Here is a 23856-nt window from a genome sequence, read left to right as displayed (position 1 = left end):
GGACTTTTGGGGACGGCGGGCGACGCGGACATCGCGTGCTCTCATGTTTCGAGATAGTGTATTGATGTCAATCACGTCACATTTAAGTTAATCTGACGTATCTGTAATCGATTTTTTGCATCAATCCGACGACAAGGTGGAGACGGAATGTGGACCTGATCATGCACGTGAAGACCTTCGCCACCGTCGCGCGCTGCGGCAGCTTCACCGATGCGGCGCGGCAACTGGAGGTCGTGCCGTCGGTGGTCGCGCGGCGGATCGCGCAGCTGGAGGCGAGGCTGAACACGCGCCTGTTCGAGCGCAGCACCCGCAAGGTGAGCCTGACCGAGGCCGGCGAGCGCTTCTACGCACGCGCGGGGGAACTGGTCGAGGAATTCGAGGACCTGGTGGGCGCGGTCGAGCGCGACAGCGGCAAGCTGGAAGGGCATTTGCGCGTGATGGCGCCAACTACGCTGACGATCCGCGAGCTTGCGCCCGTGTTCAGCGGCTTCCTGAACGAGCACCCGCGCATCACGCTCGAAATCTCGCTGGTCGATCAGTCGGCGAGCCCGGCCGAGCGCGGCTTCGATCTCGCGATCAGCGGCCGGTTGTCGAGCTACGAAGGCGTGGTCGACATTCCGCTACGGCCGGTGCGCCCGGTGCTTTGCGCTTCGCCCGGGTATCTGCGCGGCGCGCGGCCGCTCGTGCATCCGCGCGACCTCGCCGCGCATCCGTGCCTCGTGTTCACGCCGACCGGCACGCACTGGAATTTCCAGTCGAGCCGCGGGATTGTGTCTGTCGACGTCAACGCGCGCATGCGTGCGGACGACAACCTGACGCTGCTCACGGCTGCGTCGGCTGGACTCGGCATCACGTTGCTGCCGCTCTACGTGGCCGCCGCGAGCCTGGAGCGCGGCGAGCTGGTGTCGTTGCTGCCCAGCTTTGCGCCGCAGGAGAACTGGTTCAAGGCCTACGTGCCGCGCAGGCGCATGAACGTGGCGCGGGTGAAGGCGTTGGTGGCGTGGCTGGAGAAGGAGTGGCCTGCATGAGAGCCGGCCCGGACGCTGCGGTCATCCCTGGCCGCGCTTGAGCGCCGCGCGCCGCCTGGCGTTGCGAAGCGGCGTCAAATCGTCGGCTGGGAGTGCCGACGTTTTAAGCTCCCCTGAGCGCATGCGGGAAAGCACACGCTTCGCGTTGGCCGCGCAGTCCATGTCCTCGGGTTTGGCCTCGATCTCCGCCAGCAAGCCGACGAGTTGCGCCTTGCTGTGCGCCAGCCGCTTTTCCAGCGCCTCGATGTCCTGCACCTTGGCGCGCAGCGTATCGACCAACGAGCCGTGCTGCCATTGCCCAAGATCGGGCGGCAGCAAGGTACGAATTTCGTCGAGGCTGAAGCCTGCCTGCTGCGCGGCCGCGATCAGGTCGAGCACCAGCACCGTTTGCGGCGTGTAGGTCCGGTAGCCGTTAGGCAGGCGTTCGGCCTTCAACAAGCCGATGTCCTCGTAGAAGCGAATGCGCGAAGCGGCAAGCCCGGTGCGCTCGGCAAGTTCACCAATCTTCATGTTTCCCATACTCCCTCGCCAACCCGAACCTGAGCCTCGTCGCAGCGTCGGGCTCACCCTGTCTGCGCTATTTTATTGCCGATTCCCCCCGCCACGCCTCACCGCTCACGCCCCGCCGCGATCGAATGCCTTCAGCGGCGTCGGCAGATTCAGCACCAATTGCGCATCCTTGACCACGTCCAGCCGCATCACGGTCGACGCCCCCAGGCCGTCAAGGAGCTGACTGAGCGGTCCGCCCTTGCGCATCAACGTCACGTTACGCGGGAACAGGCGCTGGGCGAACGCGAGTGTGTTGGTCTGCACGGTGGCCTGATGCCATTGCCCGTCGACCCGGTTGATCATCGTCGTCGTGCCCATATGCGATTGCGGCGCGACTTCGCGCATGGCCGGTAGCGGCGCGCTCAAGCTCAAATCAGGCGCGCCGCCTGGCCCGGCAATCGTCGCGCGCACATCGGCGCCGATGCTCACATCAATATCGGCGCGCCACTTGGGCAACTGATAGCCATAGACGCCCCGCACCCGCGCGATTTCCGTGGTCACGGGCAGCGCCAGCACATGGGCGAAGAAACTGCGACGCCGCATGGCGTCGAGCAATTCCAGCGCATGAGACCCTCGCGCCCCCGGTCGACGTATCACCACCGCGACGGACACTTCGTCATACGGATCGTTATCGCAAACGGCATACGAAAAGAAAGTCAGCGCCACCAGTCCATAACCCGGGAACGCGCGCAGCGGTTCGAGCGGCGTCGGCAACATCGCCCGAAGCCGCGACAAGGGGGCGACAAACAGCACCTGAATATTGCTGGTTCGATAGTAGAAGTTCGGCGCCCACGTCGGGCCGACCCGCGACTCGATCTTTTGCTTCGGAATCCTGCGAAAAAAATCGATATTCCCCACGACCGGATCGCGCGCCACTTCATCCAGATCCGGATTCATCCGGAAGCGGTCGTAGTAGCCCCCTTCCGGCACCTCGACCTTGTGCGGTCCAAATTCGACCTGAGTGATCCGCCTGTCCATCTCCGTCCCCTTCCCGATGATTTACCCGGCACGCCGCCGTCATGGAGGCACTTTAAGGTTGAAGCGAACTTGAAGGTCAAGCGTCGAAATGCGGATCGCTCATCGGTCACAAAGGGAGTCATAAAGGGATTGACATTCAAGTTGACTTTAACCTTAGAGTCGAACCACGATCAAACGAGGTGAACCCATGAATGTGTTCGACAAGCTGGCCTTGCCCAACGGTTCGACGATCCCGAACCGCATCGCCAAAGCCGCGATGGAAGAAAACATGGCCGACGCCAGTCACGCTCCATCGGAGCAACTGATGCGTCTCTATCAGGCGTGGGCCGATGGCGGCGCCGGCTTGCTCATCACCGGCAACGTGATGGTCGACAGCCGCGCCATGACCGGTCCCGGCGGCGTGGTGCTGGAAGACGACACGCATCTGGAAGCGTTCAGGCGATGGGCGCGTATCGGCCGCTCGAAACGCGCGCAATTCTGGCTGCAAATCAATCATCCGGGTCGCCAGATGCGGGCCAATCTCGGCCAGCCGACATGGGCGCCTTCGGCCGTCCCGCTCGCGCTGGGCAGAATGTCGAAGCATTTCAGCACGCCTTATGCGATGACGCGCGAAGTCATCGAAGAGGTGATCCAGCGCTTTGCCCGCACGGCGCGGCTGGGCGAACTGGCCGGTTTCACGGGCGTCGAAATTCACGCGGCGCATGGCTATCTGCTGAGCCAGTTTCTTTCGCCGCTCACCAACCAGCGAACCGATGAATGGGGGGGCCCACTGGAGAACCGTGCGCGCCTGCTGCTGGAAATCGTCAAGGCCGTGCGCGCGGTCGTTTCTCCGCGCTTCGCGGTGGCGGTCAAATTGAATTCCGCCGATTTCCAGCGCGGCGGCTTTAGCGCGGACGACGCCCGCGACGTCGTGAAATGGCTCAACGACATGCGCGTCGATCTGGTCGAACTGTCGGGAGGAAGCTACGAAGCGCCCGCTATGCAGGGCGACGCGCGCGATGGCCGCACGCTGGCGCGCGAAGCTTATTTCGTCGACTTCGCGCGCGACATCCGCACCATCGCCACGATGCCCGTGATGGTCACGGGCGGCATCCGCCGCCGCGCGATTGCCGAGCAAGTTGTCGCGAGCGGCGTGGATATGGTCGGGATCGGCACAGCGCTCGCCATCGACCCGAACCTGCCGCGTGAATGGCGCACCGGAAACGACCGCGCCCCGGCACTCTCGCCTATCACATGGAAGAACAAGCCGCTCGCCTCGCTCGCCAACATGGCGAGCGTCAAGTTCCAGTTGCGCCGCTTGAGCGAGGGGAAAAAAACCAGACCGAACGTCTCGCCGTTGCGCGCACTCCTCCTGCAACAGCTTGCCGAGATGGCGCGCACCCGCCAGTACCGCCGCTGGATGACGCAGCGCGCGAACGCCTAGCGATTCGATCGCGCCGCGTCATGCCGGTCTTCACTGCGTCTGCGATTTATCCAGCAGACGCCCGACCATCGCGTGAACCGCGGTGAGCTGCGAGGCCGATTTCAGCGCATAGTTCGCGCCGGTATAGCCGAACCAGTCCCAGCAGCCGTCAGGATTGAACGGCACCGTCGATGCGTTCACCTGCGGATACAACACGATGATGTTGTTGGTGTCAGCCCAGTAGTTGTAGCCCGTGTTGGCGTAGAAGTCGTCGCCAACCACGGCCGCCGATTGCTTGCATCCGTGGAAAGCGACGTGCACCTTGCATGCCGTGCCTTCATCGCACGATTTCGGCACGTAGACAAAGCCGGTATCCGCCATGCCGGTCGCCGCGCCGGCAAATTCGCGCTGATCGAACGGCAGGATTTTCCCGCTCAAACTATGTGCGGGCGGATTCAAGGCGCCATAGATCTGCTGCAGCAATGCGCCGGCCTGGTCGTACTTCTTCTTGCCGATCGCGCAGTGATTGATATAAGGCGGCGCATTGTCGGCGCACACATTGCCGAACGACGGTGCAATGAACGCATGGCCAGCGGGAACGTTGTTCACGTAAAGCAGGTTCGACTTCGGCACGCCGGCCTGCTCGAAGAATGACACCGTCGCATCGACGGCCTGCTGGTGGACCACCGTATCCTTGGTACCACTGAATACATAGATCCGCGCCTTCTGGAGGTTCGACAAGGAGTCGATCTGGTTCGTCGACGCAAAGGTCGCGGCCGCGGTGACCATCAACGCCGGGTTGGGCGGCATGAACGGCACCTGCCCCATGCAGATGGTCGTGTTGACGAGAATCCCGGCCGCGCAATAATACGGGCCGCCCGCTACGACACCCGCGCCGATGACCGACGCCGAGTATGCAACCTGATACTGGACCGCCATGAAGGCGCCCGACGACAAACCGGACACCGAAGTCTCCGAAGGATCAGCATGGTAGGACGGCAATGCATCGGCGGCTTGCGCCACCTGCGTGAACGAGAAGGCAACGGAAAGGGCAAGGGCACAAAGGGCAACGCTGCGAAGCGATTTCATCGTGACATCTCCTGTAGCACTGCGAGTGGCAACGGACATCGAACGAATTACGCTGGTGCGAATACAACGCTTTCCCAAAGCGGCGGCTAATGCGTTTTAATGGATAGAGGTCGACCACGGTGAGGCGTCGACAAACAGGCGGTCCTCGCGCCGTCTTCGGGCGTTCGGATAGTGAAGTATTTCGACGAGAAAAAAAGCCGTCAAACCTCTTTTTTATTTCTTCGTGAGACCGATACAACGCTGTCGCATGGTTGTCATTCAAGGCAATTAGCAGGACATCCCAATACGCATGACGCAGTTCGCATATTCAATGCGGCATTCACTCGATCGACGCTTTGCACTCGCGCCATTTGCTCAAAAAATAATGCCAACGGGATAAAGTTTTGGCCCTTGCTTTCCGATATAGAGTACGCGTCAGCGCGTATTCGTTTGCCCATTCCCGAGCCCCATGAAAATCTGCCTGAACATGATTGTGAAGAACGAGGCGCCGGTCATCCGGCGATGCCTCGACACCGTGAAGCCCTGGATCGATCACTGGGTGATCGTCGACACGGGTTCAGGCGACGGCACACAGGACATCATCCGTGAATGCATGGCAGGCATTCCGGGCGAACTCCACGAACGCCCCTGGAAAAACTTCGCACACAATCGCAATGAGGCGATGAGCCTTGCTAAGCCGCACGCGGACTATCTGCTCTTTATCGACGCCGACGAAACGCTCGCCGTCCCGCCTGGATTCGCGTGGCCCTCGCTCGGCGCAGCGGGCTATCGCTTTTCATGCAGCCTGGGCGACTGGAACTATCAGCGCAACGCGCTCGTGACCACCCGCGATCCCTGGCGTTGGGAAGGGGTCCTGCATGAATACCTCACTCAGAATGAGCCGCACGTCTGGGACTATTTGCCGGACGCGACCATCGTCGTGTCGCGCGACGGCGCACGTGCGCGCGACGCGCAAACCTATGAGCGCGACATCCAGGTGCTCGAGCAGGCCGTGCGCGACAACCCTGGCGACACGCGCTATCGCTTCTATCTCGCTCAGAGCTACCGCGACGCCGGGCGTATTGCCGACAGCATTCGCGCGTATCGCGAACGACATGCGATGGACGGATGGGACGAAGAACGGTGGTACAGCCTGTATCAGATCGCTTCACTCATCGAGATGAACGGTGCTCCACGCAGTGAGATCATCGACGCCTATCTGGACGCTTTCCAGGCACGACCGACCCGCGCGGAGCCGCTCTATCATCTCGCGCGTTATCACCGGCAACGCGGCGAATATGTGCTCGCCCATCTGTTCGCGTCACGCGGCGTCGCCCTGCCACGGCCGGCGGATGCGCTGTTCGTCGACGAGTCCGTTTATCGCTGGCGCATGCTGGACGAACTCGCCGTCTCCGCCTGGTATGCGGGGGCCGTGGAAGAGGGGCGCGTTGCGTTGCGCCGTCTGCTGGAGGAGAATTTTTTCCCGCCCGAAGAGGCTGGTCGCATCGTGGCGAACAAGGCGTTCTTCGGGCTGTGAGGAAGGGGGCGCCTCACGCCCCCGCCGGCTAGCTGCGCGAGGGATAGATGCCCTCCACGCAAATCATGTAGGTCAAGCCGTTCGGCGTCACCGTGGCCAGATTCGGCAACGCGAACGTCGTAATGCCATCGCCGCCATAGATGGTGCCTAGCAGACTAAAAAGCGCCGCGTATTGGCTGATTGGCAGCAATTGCCCATTTGCCGGCACGCCGACGCCCACGGTTCCGGCCACCAGCCAGACCGTGCCCAACGTGCACTCGCTGCCCTGTCCCGCCGCCGCGCTGCCGGGCGTGCCCAATCCGGAAACCGTCCCCGTTGCGCCCGTGGCACCTACTGCACCCGTTGCTCCAGTCGGCCCCGTTGCGCCTGTAAAACCGGTTGCGCCCGTCGCGCCCGTTGCACCCGTGACGCCCGTGACGCCCGTGACGCCTTGAACGCCCTGGATACCCTGGGGGCCCGTTGCGCCCGTTGCACCTGTTACGCCCACATTGCCCTGAATGCCCTGCGGACCAGTGGCTCCCGTCGTGCCGGTGGTGCCGGTCGTGCCCTGAACGCCTTGTGCGCCCGTTGCCCCTTGCGGGCCCGTTGCGCCGGTCACACCGGTCACGCCCGTGGCTCCCGTGGCTCCCGTCACGCCCTGGATGCCCTGCGCGCCGGTTGCGCCCGTGGCCCCTGCAACTCCGGTCGTGCCAGTCGCGCCCGTTGCCCCTACCACGCCCTGGATGCCCTGCGGCCCCGTCGCACCTGTCGCCCCCGTTGCACCGTCGGAGCCATCGAGGCCCGCCGTGCCGGTTGCTCCCGTCGGCCCTGCGGCACCCGTCGAGCCCGTCGAGCCCGTCGAGCCCGTCGAGCCCGTCGAACCGGTCGGCCCCGTCGTGCCGGTCGCGCCCGTTGCGCCCGTCGGCCCGGTATTGCCTTTCACCAACTGCTGCGACACCGTAGTCAGGTTGGTGGACTTCGCCGCAAGTTGCGCCTTCAACAATTCCAGCGCGTCGTCATAGGCATTGCCCGAGGTCGGCTGGAACGACTGGTTCATCAAATCGAGCGAACTCGTATCGACGCCCAGATTGGCGAGCAATTGACGCGTATTGGAGAGCGCCGTCGAAACCTGCGCATTCGCCGTATTCACACTGGCAGCGGAAAAGTCCTGGTAGAACGTATCCGTGTCGGCGGTGCCCGCGATCCCCGCGGTGACAAGCTCGGTAAACGGCGTGACGTTGGTCGTGCCAGGCCCCGTGATATAGGAATGCAGCACCACGCCGGTCGACGTCGTGACGCGCGCCACACAAGGCAACACGAGGCCAGCCGTGCTGATGGACCACGAGCCATCGGCAGCCGTCGTGGTCGATGCCTCTCCATTCGCGCATTTCAGATCGATTTCGGCGTTGGCAATCGGCGCCCCCGTCGCCGCGACGCCTTTAATCGTCGCGGGCGCAACGGTCCCGGAACCCGAACCGCCACCACCACAGCCAGCAAACAACGTCATGACGGCAACGGGTATCAGTACGGCGGATATTCTCTTTTTCATTTTCTTTTTTGTCCCCAAACACGTTAGATAACGGCAATGGTTTGCCGAATACATGGTCAGGTTTCTCGAAGACGCAAAGCGCCTCCTCTCCGTGTGGACGTAGCGTCGTCGACGTGACAACGACACGTCCAAAGGGAAAGGTACGAACCGTCTGAAGGGAATCCCGCGGACGCGAGGAGAATGTTTGCGGCGCGAATCTGAAGCGATCCCTGACCATTCACCCCGTTTACGGCAAATTACAAACTTTTCTTTACTTACCCAATCTTTCCTGTGCGGTAAGTATTGCCGATTCGAGAATGGCCTTTGCTTTAATCAATTGGGGATGCGCCATACCCGCTCCCCCGCCACCACATAGACGTCGACATCCGTTGCGCGCGCACCCACGTCGAAGCCGCCGGTAAACGCCCCGAAAGCCGGCAACACGCCCGTGCGTCGCCCGAACCGAAAGCACGGCAGTCGCACGCGATCGACGCCGCTCGCCAGGCGGAATACCGGATGTTCGTGCCCCGCGAGCACATAAGCGCCTTCGACTGTCTGCGGATGATGACAAAGCGCCCACGGCCCCATGCCATAGGGTTCGATCACCCGCTCCACATCGAACTCCGCCGCCAGCGCGCCCGCGTGCCGGTCGTGATTGCCCTCGACGAGCACGAGGCGCAGGCCGCGATGCTTCAAGCGCCATCGACGCAACGCGCTCATCACCTCTTCGGCATGCGATTCGCGCGCGTGCAGCAGATCGCCGAGAAAGACGATCGACTGGGGCCGATGCGTGGCGATCAAACCGTCCAGACGCGCAAGCGTTTCGCCCGTCGAACCCACGGGCACGGGAATGCCGCGTGCACGGAACACCGCGTCCTTGCCCAGATGCAGATCCGCGACGAACAGGCTCCCGAGCGCCGGGTCGAACGCCGCGCGCGCAGCCGAGAGCAACAGCGCATGGCCCTTTACGTCGATCGTCAGCGTTTCAGCGCTCATGACTGTCCTGGCGTTGGGCGGCCTTTTCGAGTTCGGCGAGCATGCGCTCGACGCGATCGGCCAGTTTCTCGGTCGTCACTTTTTCACGCAGACGTCCGACGATCAGCGGAAAAGCGAACGGCGTAGGCTTCTTCGGCTGCGTCAACACCAGCCGGCTCTCGCTCATGCGCACGAGCGCCGCATGAATACGCGCCAGTTCCAGCTCCTGGAACATGACCTCGCGATCGGCTTGCGCGAGCAGCAGGTTCTCGCGGTCATGCTTGCGGAACACTTCGTAAAACAGACTGCTGGACGCCTGCAATTGACGCGCGCTTTTCTGTTGCCCGGGATGACCCTGGAACACCAGACCCGACACTCGCGCAATCTCCCTGAAGCGGCGCGCGGAGAGTTCGGACGCGTTCAGACTCGCCAGAATGTCATGCTCAAGCTCGTCCGGTGCAAACAAGCCGTTGTCGATCAACGTCTGCCAGTCGAACGGTTGCGCAGACAACAATTCGAAACCATAGTCGTTCATCGAAATCGAGAACGTACCAGGCTGATCGCGCGCGACGCGCCAGGCGATCAACGCGCCGAGCCCAACATGCGCCATACGTCCCGCGAACGGGTAGCAGAAAAAATGATGCCCTTCGCGCGAACGCACGCTCTCCGCGACCAGCACGCCGGGACCAGGCAATGCCGACCATCGCGCCTGCAGATTCAGCAACGGCTTGATCGCGCGCATTTCCGGTTCGTCGTAATTGCCGTCGTTCGCGCGCGCGAGCATCACGAGCGCGGCATCCGCAAGCTCGGACGACAAGGGCATCTTGCTGCCCGCCCATTGAGGCATGGCGCCCCGCGAGGACGTCGCGCGCCGCACCCAGGCGGTCATATCGCGCACGCGCACGAGTTCGAGCGAGCGGCCGCCGAAGGTGAACACATCGCCCGGCTTCAGGCGCGAGATGAACGCCTCCTCCATCGTCCCGATACGACCGCCCGTCAGATATGAAACGTTGATGGTTGCATTCGCAACGATTGTGCCGACATTATTCCGATGCCGCCGCACGAGATCGTCGCGCGGGACGCGGTAGACGCCGTCCTCATCGGCGATCACGCGGTGATAGTCGGGATAGGCCGCAAGCGATGCGCCGCCGCGCTCGACGAAGGCCAGCGCCCAGTCGAATTCAGCTTGCGCGAGATCGCGATACGCGTAGGCCGTGCGCACTTCGTCATAGATCGCCGCGGGCGTGAAGCCGCCGCCGATCGCCACGGTCACGAGATGCTGCACGAGCACGTCGAGCGGCTTGAGCGGCATGTCGCGGCCTTCGATATGCCCGGTTTCGATGGCCCAGCGCGCGGCCGCCGCTTCGACCAGTTCGAGCGCGTGGGTCGGCACGATGGTAACGCGCGAAGTCCGACCCGGTGCATGACCCGAGCGGCCCGCGCGCTGCATCAGCCGCGCGACGCCCTTGGGCGAGCCAATCTGGAACACGCGCTCAACGGGCAAAAAATCGACACCCAGATCGAGGCTCGATGTGCACACCACCACTTTTAGCCGGCCATTCTTCAAGCCCAGTTCGACCCAATCGCGCACTTCCTTGTCGAGCGAGCCGTGATGGAGCGCGATCAGGCCCGCCCATTCCGGGCGCCGCTCCAGCAGCGCCCGATACCAGATCTCAGCTTGCGAGCGCGTGTTGGTAAAAACGAGCGAGCTTTGCGCCTGATCGATTTCATCGGCAACCGCGCCCACCTGGCGCGTGCCGAGATGGCCGCCCCACGGAAAACGCTCGATGGTCTCGGGAATCAGCGTGTCGACCACGAGCGTCTTGGGCTGCGCGCCGCGCACAACGACGCGCGGCGTGCGCACCGAATGCAGCAGCGCATCATGCGCAAGCGCGAGATTGCCCAGCGTCGCCGAGAGCCCCCACACCTGCAAGCCGGGCCGCCAATGTGCGAGACGCGCGAGCGCCAGTTGCGTCTGCGTGCCGCGCTTGTTGCCCAGCAACTCATGCCATTCGTCGACCACCACCAGTCGCACCTGCGCCAGTTCCTCGCGCGCGTTCGCACGCGTGAGCATCAACGACAGGCTTTCGGGCGTCGTGACGAGCGCCGTGGGCATCAGGCGATTCTGCCGCGCGCGCTCCGTGGAGGACGTGTCGCCGGTACGCAGCCCGACCGTCCAAGGCGCGCCGATCTCCGTCACCGCGCCCTGCAAGGCACGCGCGCTATCGGCGGCCAGGGCGCGCATCGGCGTGATCCAGAGTACGGTGAGCGGTGCAGGCAAATGCGCGCGCCGCGCGTTCCCAGCTTCGTCCGCATACGCCGCCAGCGCACCGATCCACACGGCCCACGTTTTGCCCGCGCCGGTGGTGGCATGCAGTAACCCGCTCGCGCCGCGAGCGATTTCGCGCCAGACGTCCCGCTGAAAATCGAACGGCAGCCAGCCTCGCGAAGCAAACCACTGCGCAATGCGTTGCTCGATCGGTAGGGCCGCCTTCGCGGGGTCGCAGTCGAACGGCTCGGGCCTGAACCCTTCAGCAGCCGCCGCGTCGAGTTTCGCTTGCGCTGCGCGCGTGCGGGGGATGCGACGCGCGCGCGGCGTACTCATGCCTGCGCCCCGTTCAGAAAGCCTTTGAGCATATCGAGCGTATCGGCGTCCTCGATGGACTTGTCGGTGCGCCAGCGCAGCATGCGCGGAAAGCGCACCGCAATGCCCGACTTATGGCGCGGGCTCGCCTGAATCCCTTCGAAGCCGATCTCGAACACGAGCGTCGGCGTCACACTGCGCACCGGGCCGAACTTCTCGATCGTCGTCTTGCGCACGACGGCATCGACCTTGCGCATCTCCTCGTCGGTGAGGCCCGAATAGGCCTTGGCAAACGGCACGAGCGTGCGCACACCATTCGCTTCGTCCCAGACCGCGAAGGTGAAGTCCGTATAGAGACTCGCACGGCGACCGTGGCCACGTTGCGCGTAGAGCAGCACCGCGTCGATCGAGTAGGGATCGATCTTCCACTTCCACCATGTTCCGGACTCCTTGGTACGGCCAACGCCGTACATCGAGGTCCGCTCCTTGAGCATGAGCCCTTCGACGCCGCGCGCCCGGCTTTGATCGCGCAGCGCGGCCATTGCGCGCCAGTCGGGCGCATCGACCCGTGGCGAGATCCGCAACATATCCGACGCGAGCGTCTGCGACAAAGACCGCGCCAGCGCATCGAGCCCGGCACGCCGCTGTTCTAACGGCTCGGTACGCAGGTCGCGCCCTTGCGCTTCGAGCAGATCGTAGGCGAGCAGCGCAGCCGGTGAGTCACTGAGCACTTTCCTCGTGAGCGACTTGCGCGTGATCCGCGGCTGCAAACGCGCGAACGGCAGCGGCGCGGCCGCGCCCCGCTCCCACGCGAGGATTTCCCCGTCGATCACGGTGCCGTCGGGCAAGGCTTCGCCAAGCGCGACGAGTTCGGGGAAACGCTCGGTCACGAGGTCTTCGCCGCGCGACCAGACCCAGACGCGCCCCGCGCGCTTGACGAGTTGCGCGCGAATGCCATCCCATTTCCATTCGGCGATCCAGTCCGTAGTGGGCCCGAGCGTCGCGGGGTCCGCCTGCAAGGGATGCGCGAGGAAGAACGGGTACGGCAAGCCGATATCGCTCTCATGTGGCGTCTCAACCTCATCGCCTTGCGCCTCGGGCGCGATCAGCCGCAGATAGCGCGCGGCGCTGGGCGCCTGACGCGAGTCGGTCCATCCGACCATGCGCTGCGCAATGCGCTTGTGATCGACGCCCGCCACGCGCGCGAGCGCGCGCACGACGAGTTGCCGCGACACGCCCACGCGAAAACCGCCGCCGATGAGCTTCGTGAGCAGGAAGCGCTCGCCCCAGTTCAACTCGTCCCAGTAGCCCAGCAGGCGCTCGCGCAGCGCGAGCGGATCGGCACCGCGCAAAGTCAGCACGCGCGACTCGATCCATTGCGCGAGGCCCAGTTCCGTTTCGTGCGATGCAGGCGGCAGCACATGCGCAATGGTCTCGGCGAGATCGCCGACGGCTTGATACGACTCCTCGAAGAGCCACGCCGGCAAACCGGCGCGCTCTCGCGCGCATTCCACCAGCAGCCGCGTGGGCACCGACTGGCGCGGTTTGCCGCCCGCGAGGAAGTACGAGGCCCAGGCGGCGTCCTCGGGCGCGGCGCTAGAAAAATACGCGATTAATTCGTCGAGTTTGTCGTTGGTGGACGTCGTCGCGTCCAGCGCCGTATAGAGCGCCGCGAAGCGTTTCATCGCGCCTCACCTTCCGGCTGCGCCGCGGATGCTGCGGCATCGGCATCGGCTTCGATCGCCTCGTCGCCGTATTCGGTCGTGAAGGCACCGGCATCGAGGCCCTGTTCCGTGAGCCAGCGCACCATCGGCTCGATCTGGCCGTGCGTGACGATCACGCGCTGGGCCCCGCTTGCGCCGATGGCGTACTGCAAACCGGGCCAGTCGGCGTGATCCGAGAGCACGAAACCGCGATCCACGCCGCGTCGGCGGCGCGCGCCGCGCAGGCGCATCCAGCCCGAAGCAAAGGCATCGCTGTAGTCGCCAAAGCGCCGCATCCATGGACTGCCTTGCGCAGAGGGCGGCGCGATGACGAGCGCCTGGCCGAACGCAGTCTTGTCGCGTGCGGGAATTTCGCTCACGAGACGCGTCGCGGGCAAATCGATCCCGGCCTCACGATACGCGCGGTTCAAGGGCTCGACCGCGCCGTGACAAAAAATCGGGCCGATGCCGCGATTCACGCCCGCCAGCACACGTTGCGCCTTGCCGAACGCATAGCAGAACAGCACCGACGCACGCCCTTGCGCGGCGTTGTGCTGCCACCAGGCGTCGACGCCGTCGAAAACGGTTTGCGACGGCTCCCAGCGATAAATGGGCAAGCCGAAGGTGGATTCCGTGATGAAGGTATCGCAGCGAACGGGCTCGAACGGCGCGCAGGTCGGATCAGGCTCGACCTTGTAGTCGCCCGACGCCACCCACACGCGCCCGGCATGCTCGACCCGCACCTGCGAAGAACCCAGCACATGCCCGGCCGGATGCAGCGACACGCGCACGCCATTGATGTCGATCGCTTCGCCGTACGCCACGCCCTGCACGTCGATGCCGGGCAGGCGCGAGAGCAGCACGCCCAGGCCCGCCTGCGCGGTGAGATAACGGGTATGACCAAAGCGCGCGTGATCGGCGTGCGCGTGCGTGATGACGGCGCGCTCGACCGGCCGCCAGGGGTCGATATAAAACCCGCCCGGCGGGCAGTAGAGCCCTTCGGGGCGGGCGATGATCAGATCGGAGGAATTGTCCACCTGTGTCCACTCGTCGATGACGGCGCGACCCTGCGGATCGAGTCTAGCCGATGCGGCTGCCTGGGACTCGAAGGGGTCAACTGGAACACAGAAGCTAAAGCCGTGCCCGCTTCGCGGCACGGCAGGCGACGAAGCGCGGCACAGCGCATCGTCCGATGAATGTAATTTTTTGCTAGCGGTTACCGCCGTGCAGGCTGCCAAAGTGCCGGGCCATGAACAGGCCCATCGCCAGCATGCCGACGCCGAACGGCGCGACATCGCCCGTCGCCTTGAGCGTGAAATCGCCCACATGGCAAACCAGCAGCCAGGCCACGACCAGATTGAAAAAACCCCACACGACATTGACCGTCGACGAAGACAAGCCTTTGCCCGGCGGGCTCGCAAAGGGGCTCTGAAACGGCTGCCCCGTCACGCCACGAACGAAATGCGGGACGGCGTTCGAGAGAAAAGCGCCACCAAAGAAGTACGCAACACTATGCAACCCGTCCATCTCAGACGTTTCTCCTTTCAGGGTGAGATCAGAAGTCCGCGAGACGTTGCAGCAGTCCCACCGTGGCGGCGAGTTGCGCCTGCTCCTCGCCGGATAGCTGCGCCTGCAAGGCGCGAATGAGCCAGTCCTCCTTGGCCGCACGGCGCGCCGCCAGCGTCTTGCGGAAGCGGGGCGTGAGGTCAATGAGGGTTTTGCGGCCGTCGTCGGGGTCGGCACGGCCTTTGACCGCGCCGAGGGCTTCGAGCGCCGCCACCGTGATGCGCATGGATTGCGGTTTCACGCCCTCCGCGCGAGCCAATGCCGACACAGTGGCCGGGCCGCTACGCTCCAGTTGCAGGAGCACGGACTTTTGCGCGGATGTCAGGTCGTCGGATTGCGAATGCTCGCGCACGCGGCGCAGCAATTTGCCGACGGAAACACGTAACTCGCCGGCGAGCGCGGCGAGATCGACGGGTTCGGAAGACGAGGAACGGTTCATGGCCGAACCCTAACATATCTACAGCTAAACTGTACATATAAACTGTTGATATTCTAGGGCTCCCGTCCCCCGGCCTGCTGCCGGATCGCCGCGACAAACGCGTCGTGATTCCACCTTTCGTGCAATGCGCGCGCGAACAGCGCCTGCTGGTTTTCGGGCGCGAGTCCACCTAGCGGCGGATCGCTGTCGAGGTTGGTCGGGAACGGATAGCCCTCGGCGCACGAAGCAATCACGGCGTCGATTTCGGCCTCCGTCAAACCGCCGCGCGCGACCTGTTCCATCAGCACGGGATAAAGCGTTTCGCACATCGCTGCGCGATCGAGCGACTCCATCGCCCGCCCATACGCCGACGAAACCTGCAACAGATTCGCCATACGCTGCACGTCGGCCGTGCGGTTCTCTCCCGCAGCGTGAAATAACGCGGGACTGAAGAAGATCACATCGCCCTTCTCCAGCGGCAATTGCACCTGCTGCGCCTCGAAATAATTGCGGAAGTCCTGACGCCGCCACGCCAGATAGCCCTGCGCGTAGCGCTGCGAATACGGCAGCAGTTTCGTTGGCCCGCTCTCGACCGGCATATCGCTATGCGCGACCGCGCCTTGCAGCGTGAGAAACGGCGACATCGCATGCACCTGCGACGGATAGCGCTGCACCTGCTCCGCCGTCTGAAACCCGAGGTGATAGTCGCGATGCGCCTGCTGCGCCGCACCACCCGGCCGCACGACGTTGACCTGCGCCGTCATCTGATAGCACGGCCCAAGCCAGGCCTCGGAGGCCGCCAGCAGCCACGCATTCGCGTAATAGCGCGCGAATACCTCGGGCGCGCGCAGGCAAAGCTTCTGCTGCGCGTTCCAGATGCGATCGTTCGCGCCCGCCTTGGCGAAATGATCGGCGGCTGCGCTGCCCGCGGCGCGCTCGTCGTGGATGATCGCCTCGAATACGGCCGTGGCTTCGTCGATGGGCGTGGTGTCAGCGTAGGCGCGTTTGAGCACGAGCACGCCCGCGCCGTGTTCGAGCACATCGGCCCATTCGTCCTGCAACGCCGTGCGGCGCGCCGCGTCGTCCAGCACGCTGCGCAATGCCGAACAGTCGTAAAGCGGCACCTGCTGGCAAACGCTGTCCGCATGCGAGGGCGGGAACGCCTCGCGATCGCGCTGCAACACGTCGATGAAATCGCTCAGCGAGCACTCTTCTTCGCGATAGTGGCGGCTGCGCCGGTGCGCTTCCTGTTGGGGGCGTTGCGGGTTCATGGCGTCTCCTGTTGTACAGCGAAGATACCGCCGTTCGCCTGCGCTGCGTTACCATGAACACCTCAAAAACACCTCAACTGGCGTGGCCATGACGCACCGTTTTCCGATGAAGGAAATCGCCCTGCAAGCGGGTGTCGGCCTCGCCACCGTGGACCGCGTGCTGCACGGCCGGGCCAACGTGCACGAGCGCACGCGCCAGCGGGTTCAGCACGCGATCAAGGAACTGGAGCGACAGCAGTTTCAACTGGCGATCACGGGCCGCAAGCTGGTCGTCGATGTGCTGGTGGAAGCGCCCGCGCGCTTTGGCGACGAGATTCGGGAAGCGTTCGAATCGGAGTTGCCCGCGCTGCGCCCGGCCGTGTTCAGGCCACGCTTCGCGATGCAGGAGACCATGACCACCGCCCAGGTGGTGGAGGCGCTCGAAGCCGTCGCGCGGCGCGGCAGCCACGGCGTGCTGCTCAAGGCGCGCGACGTGCCCGAAACCGCGCAAGCAATCGACGCGTTGCAGCAACGCGGCATTCCCGTCGTGACCATTTTCACGGACATTCCGCGCTCGGCGCGCATCGCGTATGCGGGCCTGGACAATCGCATGGCGGGCGCGACGGCGGCCTGGCTCATCGGCCAATGGCTCACGCCGCCGCAAGGCAACGTGCTCGTCACGATGAGCGACGACCGCTTTCGCGGCGAAGAAGATCGACGCGAGCGCTTTCGCGACGCGTTGCGCCAGCAGTGTCCGAAGCTGACGCTCGTGGACGCCAGTGGCGGACACGGGCTCGACGCGCAGACCGAGGCGCGCGTGCGCGAGGCCATCGGCAGAAAGCGCGCCATCGCGGCGGTGTATTCGATGGGCGGCGGCAACCTCGCGATCCTGCGTGCGCTCGAAGCCGCGGGCAAATCGCCGCGCTGCTTCATTGCCCACGATCTGGACCGCGACAACGTGCGCCTGCTGCGCGAAGCCCGGATCAGCGCGGTCCTGCATCACGATCTGCGCCAGGACTTGCGCAACGCCTGTCACCAGATCCTGCATTTCCACAAGCTCTTGCCGGCTTCCGCGATTGGCGATGCGTCGTCGGTGGTCGTCGTCACGCCCGCCAATATTCCGCCCTATGTGGAGCGGCGCTTCGGCATGAGCGCCAGTTAGACAGGCCGGCGCAAACCTGACCGGCGCACGCAAAAAAACGCTCTGCTGCGCCCGTTTTTGCAACGACTGCTGCTTGGAGCGCGAGGCTGGCCGCGATACCGTTGGCGATCCCACCACGCCGGCACCCGCGCCTTCCCGCAGTCATCATGTATCGCTACAACGAATTCGACAAAGCCTTCGTCGCGAACCGCGCCGCGCAGTTTCGCGACCAGATCGGGCGCTGGCAAAGCGGCACGCTCAGCGAAGATGCGTTCCGTCCCCTGCGTCTGCAAAACGGCTGGTACGTGCAGCGCCATGCGCCGATGCTGCGCGTCGCGGTGCCGTATGGCGAGCTGTCGAGCGCGCAATTGCGCGTGCTGGCGCGCGTCGCGCGCGAGTACGACGAGCCGGAAACCGAGGTCTACCGCAGCGCGCTCGACGCGCAGCGCAAGCTCGGCACCACGCATCTGCCCACGCACCATGCGCACTTCACGACGCGCACCAACGTGCAGTTCAACTGGATTCCGCTCGCCAAAGCCGCCGACGTGATGGACCTGCTCGCCACCGTCGATATGCACGGCATCCAGACGAGTGGCAACTGCATCCGCAATATCTCCTGCGACGAGCGTGCCGGCGTCGCGCCCGACGAGATCGCGGACCCGCGCCCCTTCGCCGAGATCATGCGCCAGTGGACCACGCTGCATCCCGAGTTCGCGTATCTGCCGCGCAAGTTCAAGATCGCCATCAGCGGCGCTACCGAGGACCGCGCCGCGACCGACTGGCACGACGTGGGCCTGCGCCTCGTGCGCAACGCGCAAGGCGAGTTAGGCTTTCGCGTGGCGGTGGGTGGCGGCATGGGACGCACGCCGCTCATCGGCGTGGTGCTGCGCGAATGCCTGCCGTGGCGGCACATCATGAATTACCTCGAAGCCGTGGTGCGCGTGTACAACCAGTTTGGCCGCCGCGACAACAAATACAAGGCGCGCATCAAGATACTCGTGAAGGCCGAGGGCCAACGCTTTATCGACGAAGTGGAAGAGGAGTTCCGCCAGATCGTCGAATGCGATGGCGGCCCACATACGATTCCCGACGCCGAACTCGAACGCGTGAGCGCGTATTTCGAAGTACCGGCCCAGGCGGCTGCGCGGCGCAACGTCGACCCGGCGGCCGCGCAGGCGCTCGTTGACGAAGCCGCACGCACACCGCAATTCGCGCGCTGGCTCGAACGCAACGTCGCGCCGCATCGCGAGCCTTCACTGCGGGTCGTTACGCTCTCGTTCAAGCGTCTCTTGCAGGCGCCGGGCGACGCCTCCGCCGAACAACTGGAACGCGTGGCCGATCTCGCCGAACGCTTTTCCTGCGGCGAGGCGCGCGTCACGCACACGCAGAACATCGTGCTGCCGTGGGTCCACGCCGACGATCTGCTCGCGCTCTGGCGCGCGGCCGTGGCAGAGCAACTCGCGAGCGCCAACGTTCATCTGCTCACCGACATGATCGCCTGCCCCGGCGGCGACTTTTGCGCGCTCGCCAATGCGCGTTCGCTACCCATCGCCGAGCGCATCACGCAGCGCTACCAGGACCTCGACGAGCTCAACGACATCGGCGAAATCGACCTGCATATCAGCGGCTGCATCAACTCGTGCGGCCATCATCACAGCGGCCATATCGGCATTCTCGGCGTCGATAAGGATGGCGCGGAGTGGTATCAGATCACGCTCGGCGGCGCGGACGGTTCTGCACGCAGCGGCGAGGCGCGGCCCGGCAAGGTGATCGGGCCGTCGTTCGCGGCGCATGAAGTGTGCGATGCGGTGGAAGCCGTGCTGACGCAATATCTCGCTTTGCGCGAGCCATGCGGCGAGCGCTGCGAAACCTTTATCGAAACCGTGCGGCGCGTAGGGCTCGATCCGTTCAAGGCGGCTGCCGACACGGCGCGTGCAACGGCGGAGGCCATCGCATGAAGCCACGCATCCGTCTATTGAGCGCGCGCGATCATGCCGTCGATACGGGCGACGCTATCCTCGCCTTGCCGAACGATGCCGATCCGCTCGCCCATGCGCTTGCCATCGCCAATGCCGTGCGTGTGGAACTGCACTTTCCCGCCTTCACCGATGGACGCGCGTTCAGCCAGGCCTATCTCGTGCGGCGGCGTCTCGGCTTCAAGGGTGACCTGCGTGCAACAGGCGACGTCCTCGCCGACCAGTTGTTGCAGATGGAACGCACGGGTTTCTCCAGCGCGGTGCTGGCCGAAGGCGTCGATCGAGACGAAGCGCAGCGCCAGCTTGAACGCTTCGAGTCGTTCTATCAGGCCGATGCGCTCAATACCGCGCCGTGGCGAAAGGCTCCGCACAACGGAGACTGAGCACCACGTCTCACTCATGCGACCAGCGCTTGTGCGTCACGGTATCGGCGATGCGCTTGCCGTCCGAAGCACGTGTGATCGAGCACCAGTGCGATAGCCCCTCGTGATCGGCGCGGCATCAGCACCGACGGCGATCCGCCCAACGCCGTGCGAATCTGCCTGGGTGGACCAGGCGACGTGCTCGCGATGGAGGACTCGCTGCATCTCGTCGCCGATAGGCTCGATCATCCGGATCATTTGCATTCGCCGATGCTGCGAGCGATATCTACGGCAAGGTGCGAACGTAGACTTGCGCCGTCCCATCCGCATAAAGCCGTCGCCAATCCGGCAGCGTCGCGATCATCCCGGCGATACCGCTGCGCGCATCGAGCAACGCCCAGCGAATGCGGTACTGCTGCACGAGACGCTCGAACGCCGCGCGGTCGGACCTCATCGCATCGAGATACGCGAACATGAATGCGTCGCCATACATATCGGCGCGCCCGTCGATAAACGGCCTGACATGCTGGAAGATCAGATAGCCGCCGAATTCATAGCTGTTGAACACGGGCTCGTCGAGCAGGCTGGCCGGCACGTGCGCAAGCGCGGAAACGGGTGAAGTGGGACTGTCGCCGCGCACGACCGGATTCGCGAAGCGCAGCGTCAGCAGCAAGACAGCGCAAACGATCCAGCATGCCGCCGCGCGCCATGACAGGCGCGCAGGATCCTGCGGCGTGCTACCGAACGCACGGCCCAGCGGCTCGGCCAGCACCGCCGCCCCGACGATGCCCGCCAGCATCTCGTGACGCCCATGCGCAAACGCAAGCCACGCCAGCCCCGCGACGATCAGCCCACGCGGCAACGCTATCCGCACGCGCCGCGTGACGACGACATACGCAAGCGCCACGAGCCCGATCTCGATCTGATGCAGCTTGTGCAGATCGAGCGGCCGCCATTCGCCGATGCTCACGACATGCTTCATGCCAGCCAGTTGAAACGGGAAACGAAAGCCCTCGATACCGTGCGGCGTGATCAGCGCCGCCACCAGCGCCGCAGCAAGAAACAGCGCCCAGCCGCGTGCAACGCGCCAGGCGTGCGCGCTTTTTTGATCCGCGCTGCGCAGTGCATCAACCACCGCATCCAGCGCGATCGGCACGATCAGCGCGAGGCCGAAGATAAAACTGGCGTGCAGATTCGCCCAGACCACCATCAGCAGAAGCAGCGACCAGGGCGGCGGCTCGCGTCTTTCCTGCGCACTCAATAGCGAGGTCAACCAGGGCACGAGAAGCGCCAGCGCGAGCAGATGCGGCCGTGCGAGCAGGCTCGGCCCGACGCACGATACGCCGATCAGCAGCACCACGGTCGCAGCCAGCGGACGCAAATGCCGTGCGAGATAACGCGCGAGGCAACCGGTCATCAGCGCTGCCGCCGCGCCGAACAACGCGACCACCCCGCTCCAGCCTCCCGCGCGCCAGGCGAGCGCCATCAGCACTTCGGCCAGCCATTCGTGCGCCACCCACGGCTGCCCGGCCATCGAGAACGAGAACGGATCGACCGGCGGCACACTCAGGTGCGCGAGCATCCACGTGCCCGCCGCCACATGCCACCAGCTATCGGGATCGTTCAATACCGCGGGCACGAACAGCACGAGCGCGCCGACCGCCAACGCCTCGGCGTAGGGAAACGATGCGCGATACCAGGCGAGCGGCGTTCGCGGTTTCGATGCGAGCGTGATGTCCAGACTGGCCTCCCTTGATGACGGTTTCGAATGGGGCATTGCGCGCGCCACCGGGCGTGCGCGAAACGACGCGCATCACACCTGCGCCGTGGCCCATTGCACGAACACCTTGCCCGCTTCGCGCAACACCGCCTCGCGCGCATCCATGCTGACGGCGGGCGCATCGTAGTACGCGGCAACCAGCAAAGGCGCGCGGCCGGGCGGACGCACGAGCGCGTAATCGTTGGTCTCCTCCTCGACGCTCGTGCCGGGTCGATCCCCGGCCTGCCAGTCGGCGGGCAAGACGGCGCGCAGGCGATTGAGGCCCGGCTTGCAGGCGACCATCCAGCGCTCGAGTTGCGAGCGCGACGCCTCGCTCAGCACATCGCCCAACAGCACGGCTCGCGCCGCCGACGTTATCGCGCGCGGCGTCGTGGTATCGAGCACGCCGCTGTACCGGTTCGAATCCGGCTCATAGCGATCTGAGCGCGTCACGCTGTCGCCGATTTTCCGCATGAATTGCGTCAGGGCGGCGGGACCGCCTACGCTGCGCATCAGCAGGATCGCGGCGGTGTTATCGCTTTGTTCGACGATCGCCTGGCAGAGCGCGCTGACCGGCAACGCGCCGCGCGCGACGTTCGCCTTGGTGACCGGCGACGTGAAAATAAGGTCCTGCGCCGTGTAACGCACGAGGCGATCGAGCTGTTCGGTGCCCGCATCGACGCGCGCGAGCACCTGCGCCGCGAGCAGGCCCTTGAAGGTGCTGCACATCAGGAAACGCTCATCGGCGCGATGCTCGAGCGTGCGGCCGGAGCCCGTATTGAGGGCATAGACGCCGAGACGCCCGCCGTGGAGACGCTCGATATCGGCTAGATCGGCTAGCGGCGAAGCCTCGGTTGCAAAGACACGGGGCGTAACGGCCGCGCCCGCAAGCAGGGATAAACCAATCATCAAGCTACGGCGGGTAGGCGAATGAGTCACTGAATTGTCCGGGTTCTATTCGATGGGCCAAACGAGGCGATGAATATGGTCACACGAAAGCCGCCGGCCTGAAAGACTGGACCCAAAACGCATGGATTTGAACTCGATGGGCAATCGCCTGCGCGGGCTATACTTCGCTCATCCCAAAACCCGATCGCCAGTTCGCCCCGCATGAGCCTTTCCGTCAAGAGCGTGCGTTACTTCATTGCCGTCGCCGAAGCCGAATCGGTCACCGGCGCGACGCAGACGCTCAATATCTCGCAGTCGGTCATCACCGAAGCCATCAAGGGACTGGAGAGCGAGCTGGGCGCTCAGCTCTTCGTGCGCCATGCGCGCGGCATGGTGCTCACGCATGCGGGGCATCAGTTCCTGCGTCACGCCCATCAGATCCTCGCAGCGGTGCGCAATGCGCAGCAGGCGCTGTCCGCGCGGCCCGATGCCAGGACCGGGCGTCTGAACGTTGGCGTCACGAGCCTCATGACGGGCTACTTTTTGCCTTATCTGCTCGATCACTACAAGCGTGTTTATCCAAAGGTCGAAGTGCAGGTGATCGAGGATCAGCGCGATTACATCGAGCATCTGCTCGTCAATGGCGAGCTGGATGTGGCCGTTTTGATCGTCTCGAATGTGGAGAACAGTCAGGCGATCGAGACCGAATCGCTCATTCAGGCTGCGTGGCGGCTATGGCTGCCCGCCAATCATGCGCTGCGTGGGCTCGGCAGCATCTCGCTCCAGGAGATCGCCAATGAAGGCATGATCATGCTGAAGGTGGATGAGCTGGAGGACAACACCACCGCGTTCTGGCGGGCCGCTGGGTTGCGGCCCAATACGGTTATGCGGACCGCTTCCGTCGAGGCTGTGCGCAGTCTTGTTGCCACTGGGGCTGGGCTTTCCATTCTGCCCGATGTGCTTTATCGACCGTGGTCGCTCGATGGGGATCGGCTCGAAGTGCGAAAGATTCTTGGCGATATGCCTACTGTCGATATTGGGATCGCCTGGCGGCGAAGTCTCGCTTTGCCTGAAATGGTGCAGCACTTTCTTGTTGTCGCCAGGGAGTATTCTCGGACTCATAATAAAACTTCTATTTGAGTTTTTTTTCGTGGTTCTTGTTGTG

The 23856-nt window shown here is 64.3% G+C and carries 20 protein-coding genes; 7 read left to right on the top strand and 13 right to left on the bottom strand.

The annotated features are described in order from the left end of the window. Positions 1-149: 149 nt before the first annotated feature. Entirely contained in the window at positions 150-1028 is an 879-nt protein-coding gene (locus tag U5782_RS29870) for a LysR family transcriptional regulator (protein WP_322047470.1), read from the top strand. A 21-nt stretch (positions 1029-1049) separates the two neighbouring features. On the opposite strand, the gene U5782_RS29865 is transcribed toward U5782_RS29870, so the two are convergent. Both U5782_RS29865 and U5782_RS29860 read right to left on the bottom strand, forming a co-directional pair. Beyond that, positions 1050-1538, bottom strand: a complete 489-nt coding sequence (locus tag U5782_RS29865; RefSeq protein ID WP_322047469.1) for a MerR family transcriptional regulator — start codon at positions 1536-1538, stop codon at positions 1050-1052. A 105-nt stretch (positions 1539-1643) separates the two neighbouring features. After that, complete coding sequence (locus U5782_RS29860; protein WP_322047468.1) at positions 1644-2555, bottom strand: acetoacetate decarboxylase; 912 nt, start codon at positions 2553-2555, stop codon at positions 1644-1646. A gap of 187 nt (positions 2556-2742) precedes the next feature. On the opposite strand from U5782_RS29860, the gene U5782_RS29855 reads away from it, so the two are divergent. After that, a complete protein-coding gene (locus tag U5782_RS29855) occupies positions 2743-3978 on the top strand; it encodes an NADH:flavin oxidoreductase/NADH oxidase family protein (protein ID WP_322047467.1) in 1236 nt (411 codons plus the stop codon). 30 nt (positions 3979-4008) lie between these two features. Here the strand turns inward: U5782_RS29855 and U5782_RS29850 are convergent, their stop codons facing one another. After that, positions 4009-5046, bottom strand: coding sequence for a PHB depolymerase family esterase (locus U5782_RS29850; RefSeq protein ID WP_322047466.1), 1038 nt, complete (start codon positions 5044-5046; stop codon positions 4009-4011). Between the two features lie 448 nt (positions 5047-5494). Here U5782_RS29850 and U5782_RS29845 point away from each other — a divergent pair, with 448 nt between their 5' ends. Further along, positions 5495-6562, top strand: a complete 1068-nt coding sequence (locus U5782_RS29845) for a glycosyltransferase family 2 protein (protein WP_322047465.1) — start codon at positions 5495-5497, stop codon at positions 6560-6562. Positions 6563-6590: 28 nt separating this feature from the next. On the opposite strand, the gene U5782_RS29840 is transcribed toward U5782_RS29845, so the two are convergent. The 8 genes from U5782_RS29840 to U5782_RS29805 form a co-directional block, all read right to left on the bottom strand. Beyond that, positions 6591-8090: a tail fiber protein gene (locus tag U5782_RS29840; RefSeq protein ID WP_322047464.1), complete on the bottom strand. Its 1500-nt coding sequence runs from the start codon at positions 8088-8090 to the stop codon at positions 6591-6593. Between the two features lie 312 nt (positions 8091-8402). Continuing rightward, positions 8403-9065 (bottom strand): ligase-associated DNA damage response endonuclease PdeM, encoded by a 663-nt coding sequence (gene pdeM / locus U5782_RS29835; RefSeq protein ID WP_322047463.1) that lies wholly within the window; start codon positions 9063-9065, stop codon positions 8403-8405. Further along, positions 9055-11649, bottom strand: a complete 2595-nt coding sequence (locus U5782_RS29830; RefSeq protein WP_322047462.1) for a ligase-associated DNA damage response DEXH box helicase — start codon at positions 11647-11649, stop codon at positions 9055-9057. Before U5782_RS29830 ends, pdeM begins: the two co-directional genes overlap by 11 nt. Next, positions 11646-13313, bottom strand: a complete 1668-nt coding sequence (locus U5782_RS29825) for an ATP-dependent DNA ligase (protein WP_322047461.1) — start codon at positions 13311-13313, stop codon at positions 11646-11648. Before U5782_RS29825 ends, U5782_RS29830 begins: the two co-directional genes overlap by 4 nt. Continuing rightward, entirely contained in the window at positions 13310-14368 is a 1059-nt protein-coding gene (locus U5782_RS29820) for a ligase-associated DNA damage response exonuclease (protein ID WP_322047460.1), read from the bottom strand. The genes U5782_RS29825 and U5782_RS29820 overlap by 4 nt, the downstream gene beginning before the upstream one ends. Positions 14369-14540: 172 nt before the next feature. Beyond that, positions 14541-14858 carry a hypothetical protein gene (locus U5782_RS29815; protein ID WP_322047459.1) on the bottom strand — a complete coding sequence of 106 codons (318 nt, stop codon included), beginning with the start codon at positions 14856-14858 and terminating at the stop codon, positions 14541-14543. 28 nt (positions 14859-14886) lie between these two features. Next, positions 14887-15336, bottom strand: a complete 450-nt coding sequence (locus tag U5782_RS29810; RefSeq protein ID WP_322047458.1) for a MarR family winged helix-turn-helix transcriptional regulator — start codon at positions 15334-15336, stop codon at positions 14887-14889. Positions 15337-15389: 53 nt separating this feature from the next. Continuing rightward, the gene (locus tag U5782_RS29805) at positions 15390-16586 is read right to left on the bottom strand and encodes a phytanoyl-CoA dioxygenase family protein (RefSeq protein WP_322047457.1); all 1197 of its coding nucleotides are present in this window, start codon (positions 16584-16586) and stop codon (positions 15390-15392) included. An 88-nt stretch (positions 16587-16674) separates the two neighbouring features. On the opposite strand from U5782_RS29805, the gene U5782_RS29800 reads away from it, so the two are divergent. From U5782_RS29800 to U5782_RS29790, 3 genes are all read left to right on the top strand, one after another. Then, a complete protein-coding gene (locus U5782_RS29800) occupies positions 16675-17727 on the top strand; it encodes a LacI family DNA-binding transcriptional regulator (RefSeq protein WP_322047456.1) in 1053 nt (350 codons plus the stop codon). A gap of 146 nt (positions 17728-17873) precedes the next feature. Further along, positions 17874-19664, top strand: coding sequence for a nitrite/sulfite reductase (locus U5782_RS29795; RefSeq protein WP_322047455.1), 1791 nt, complete (start codon positions 17874-17876; stop codon positions 19662-19664). Beyond that, positions 19661-20065: a DUF934 domain-containing protein gene (locus U5782_RS29790; RefSeq protein WP_322047454.1), complete on the top strand. Its 405-nt coding sequence runs from the start codon at positions 19661-19663 to the stop codon at positions 20063-20065. The genes U5782_RS29795 and U5782_RS29790 overlap by 4 nt, the downstream gene beginning before the upstream one ends. A 265-nt stretch (positions 20066-20330) precedes the next feature. Here U5782_RS29790 and U5782_RS29785 read toward each other — a convergent pair whose 3' ends face one another. Together U5782_RS29785 and bla are read right to left on the bottom strand one after the other, a co-directional pair. Beyond that, positions 20331-21821, bottom strand: a complete 1491-nt coding sequence (locus tag U5782_RS29785) for a hypothetical protein (protein WP_322047453.1) — start codon at positions 21819-21821, stop codon at positions 20331-20333. A 36-nt stretch (positions 21822-21857) separates the two neighbouring features. Further along, on the bottom strand, positions 21858-22712 hold the full coding sequence (bla, locus tag U5782_RS29780; protein WP_322047452.1) for a class A beta-lactamase: 855 nt from the start codon (positions 22710-22712) through the stop codon (positions 21858-21860). A 201-nt stretch (positions 22713-22913) separates the two neighbouring features. Here bla and U5782_RS29775 point away from each other — a divergent pair, with 201 nt between their 5' ends. Then, the gene (locus tag U5782_RS29775) at positions 22914-23831 is read left to right on the top strand and encodes a LysR family transcriptional regulator (RefSeq protein WP_322047451.1); all 918 of its coding nucleotides are present in this window, start codon (positions 22914-22916) and stop codon (positions 23829-23831) included. Positions 23832-23856 lie beyond the last annotated feature (25 nt).

It is taken from the genome of Paraburkholderia sp. J67 (assembly GCF_905220265.1).
Classification (GTDB): domain Bacteria; phylum Pseudomonadota; class Gammaproteobacteria; order Burkholderiales; family Burkholderiaceae; genus Paraburkholderia.
This window is presented reverse-complemented; position numbering and strand designations above follow the sequence as displayed.

What these genes read in the sequence shown, in the direction of transcription:
- U5782_RS29825 (WP_322047461.1), bottom strand. Translation starts at nt 13,313, where the DNA reads ATGAAACGCTTCGCGGCGCTCTATACGGCGCTGGACGCGACGACGTCC.
- bla (WP_322047452.1), bottom strand. Translation starts at nt 22,712, where the DNA reads ATGATTGGTTTATCCCTGCTTGCGGGCGCGGCCGTTACGCCCCGTGTC.
- U5782_RS29865 (WP_322047469.1), bottom strand. Translation starts at nt 1,538, where the DNA reads ATGAAGATTGGTGAACTTGCCGAGCGCACCGGGCTTGCCGCTTCGCGC.
- U5782_RS29815 (WP_322047459.1), bottom strand. Translation starts at nt 14,858, where the DNA reads ATGGACGGGTTGCATAGTGTTGCGTACTTCTTTGGTGGCGCTTTTCTC.
- U5782_RS29790 (WP_322047454.1), top strand. Translation starts at nt 19,661, where the DNA reads ATGAAGCCACGCATCCGTCTATTGAGCGCGCGCGATCATGCCGTCGAT.
- U5782_RS29855 (WP_322047467.1), top strand. Translation starts at nt 2,743, where the DNA reads ATGAATGTGTTCGACAAGCTGGCCTTGCCCAACGGTTCGACGATCCCG.
- U5782_RS29805 (WP_322047457.1), bottom strand. Translation starts at nt 16,586, where the DNA reads ATGAACCCGCAACGCCCCCAACAGGAAGCGCACCGGCGCAGCCGCCAC.
- U5782_RS29810 (WP_322047458.1), bottom strand. Translation starts at nt 15,336, where the DNA reads ATGAACCGTTCCTCGTCTTCCGAACCCGTCGATCTCGCCGCGCTCGCC.
- U5782_RS29775 (WP_322047451.1), top strand. Translation starts at nt 22,914, where the DNA reads ATGAGCCTTTCCGTCAAGAGCGTGCGTTACTTCATTGCCGTCGCCGAA.
- U5782_RS29830 (WP_322047462.1), bottom strand. Translation starts at nt 11,649, where the DNA reads ATGAGTACGCCGCGCGCGCGTCGCATCCCCCGCACGCGCGCAGCGCAA.
- U5782_RS29860 (WP_322047468.1), bottom strand. Translation starts at nt 2,555, where the DNA reads ATGGACAGGCGGATCACTCAGGTCGAATTTGGACCGCACAAGGTCGAG.
- U5782_RS29800 (WP_322047456.1), top strand. Translation starts at nt 16,675, where the DNA reads ATGACGCACCGTTTTCCGATGAAGGAAATCGCCCTGCAAGCGGGTGTC.
- pdeM (WP_322047463.1), bottom strand. Translation starts at nt 9,065, where the DNA reads ATGAGCGCTGAAACGCTGACGATCGACGTAAAGGGCCATGCGCTGTTG.
- U5782_RS29785 (WP_322047453.1), bottom strand. Translation starts at nt 21,821, where the DNA reads ATGCCCCATTCGAAACCGTCATCAAGGGAGGCCAGTCTGGACATCACG.
- U5782_RS29795 (WP_322047455.1), top strand. Translation starts at nt 17,874, where the DNA reads ATGTATCGCTACAACGAATTCGACAAAGCCTTCGTCGCGAACCGCGCC.
- U5782_RS29845 (WP_322047465.1), top strand. Translation starts at nt 5,495, where the DNA reads ATGAAAATCTGCCTGAACATGATTGTGAAGAACGAGGCGCCGGTCATC.
- U5782_RS29840 (WP_322047464.1), bottom strand. Translation starts at nt 8,090, where the DNA reads ATGAAAAAGAGAATATCCGCCGTACTGATACCCGTTGCCGTCATGACG.
- U5782_RS29850 (WP_322047466.1), bottom strand. Translation starts at nt 5,046, where the DNA reads ATGAAATCGCTTCGCAGCGTTGCCCTTTGTGCCCTTGCCCTTTCCGTT.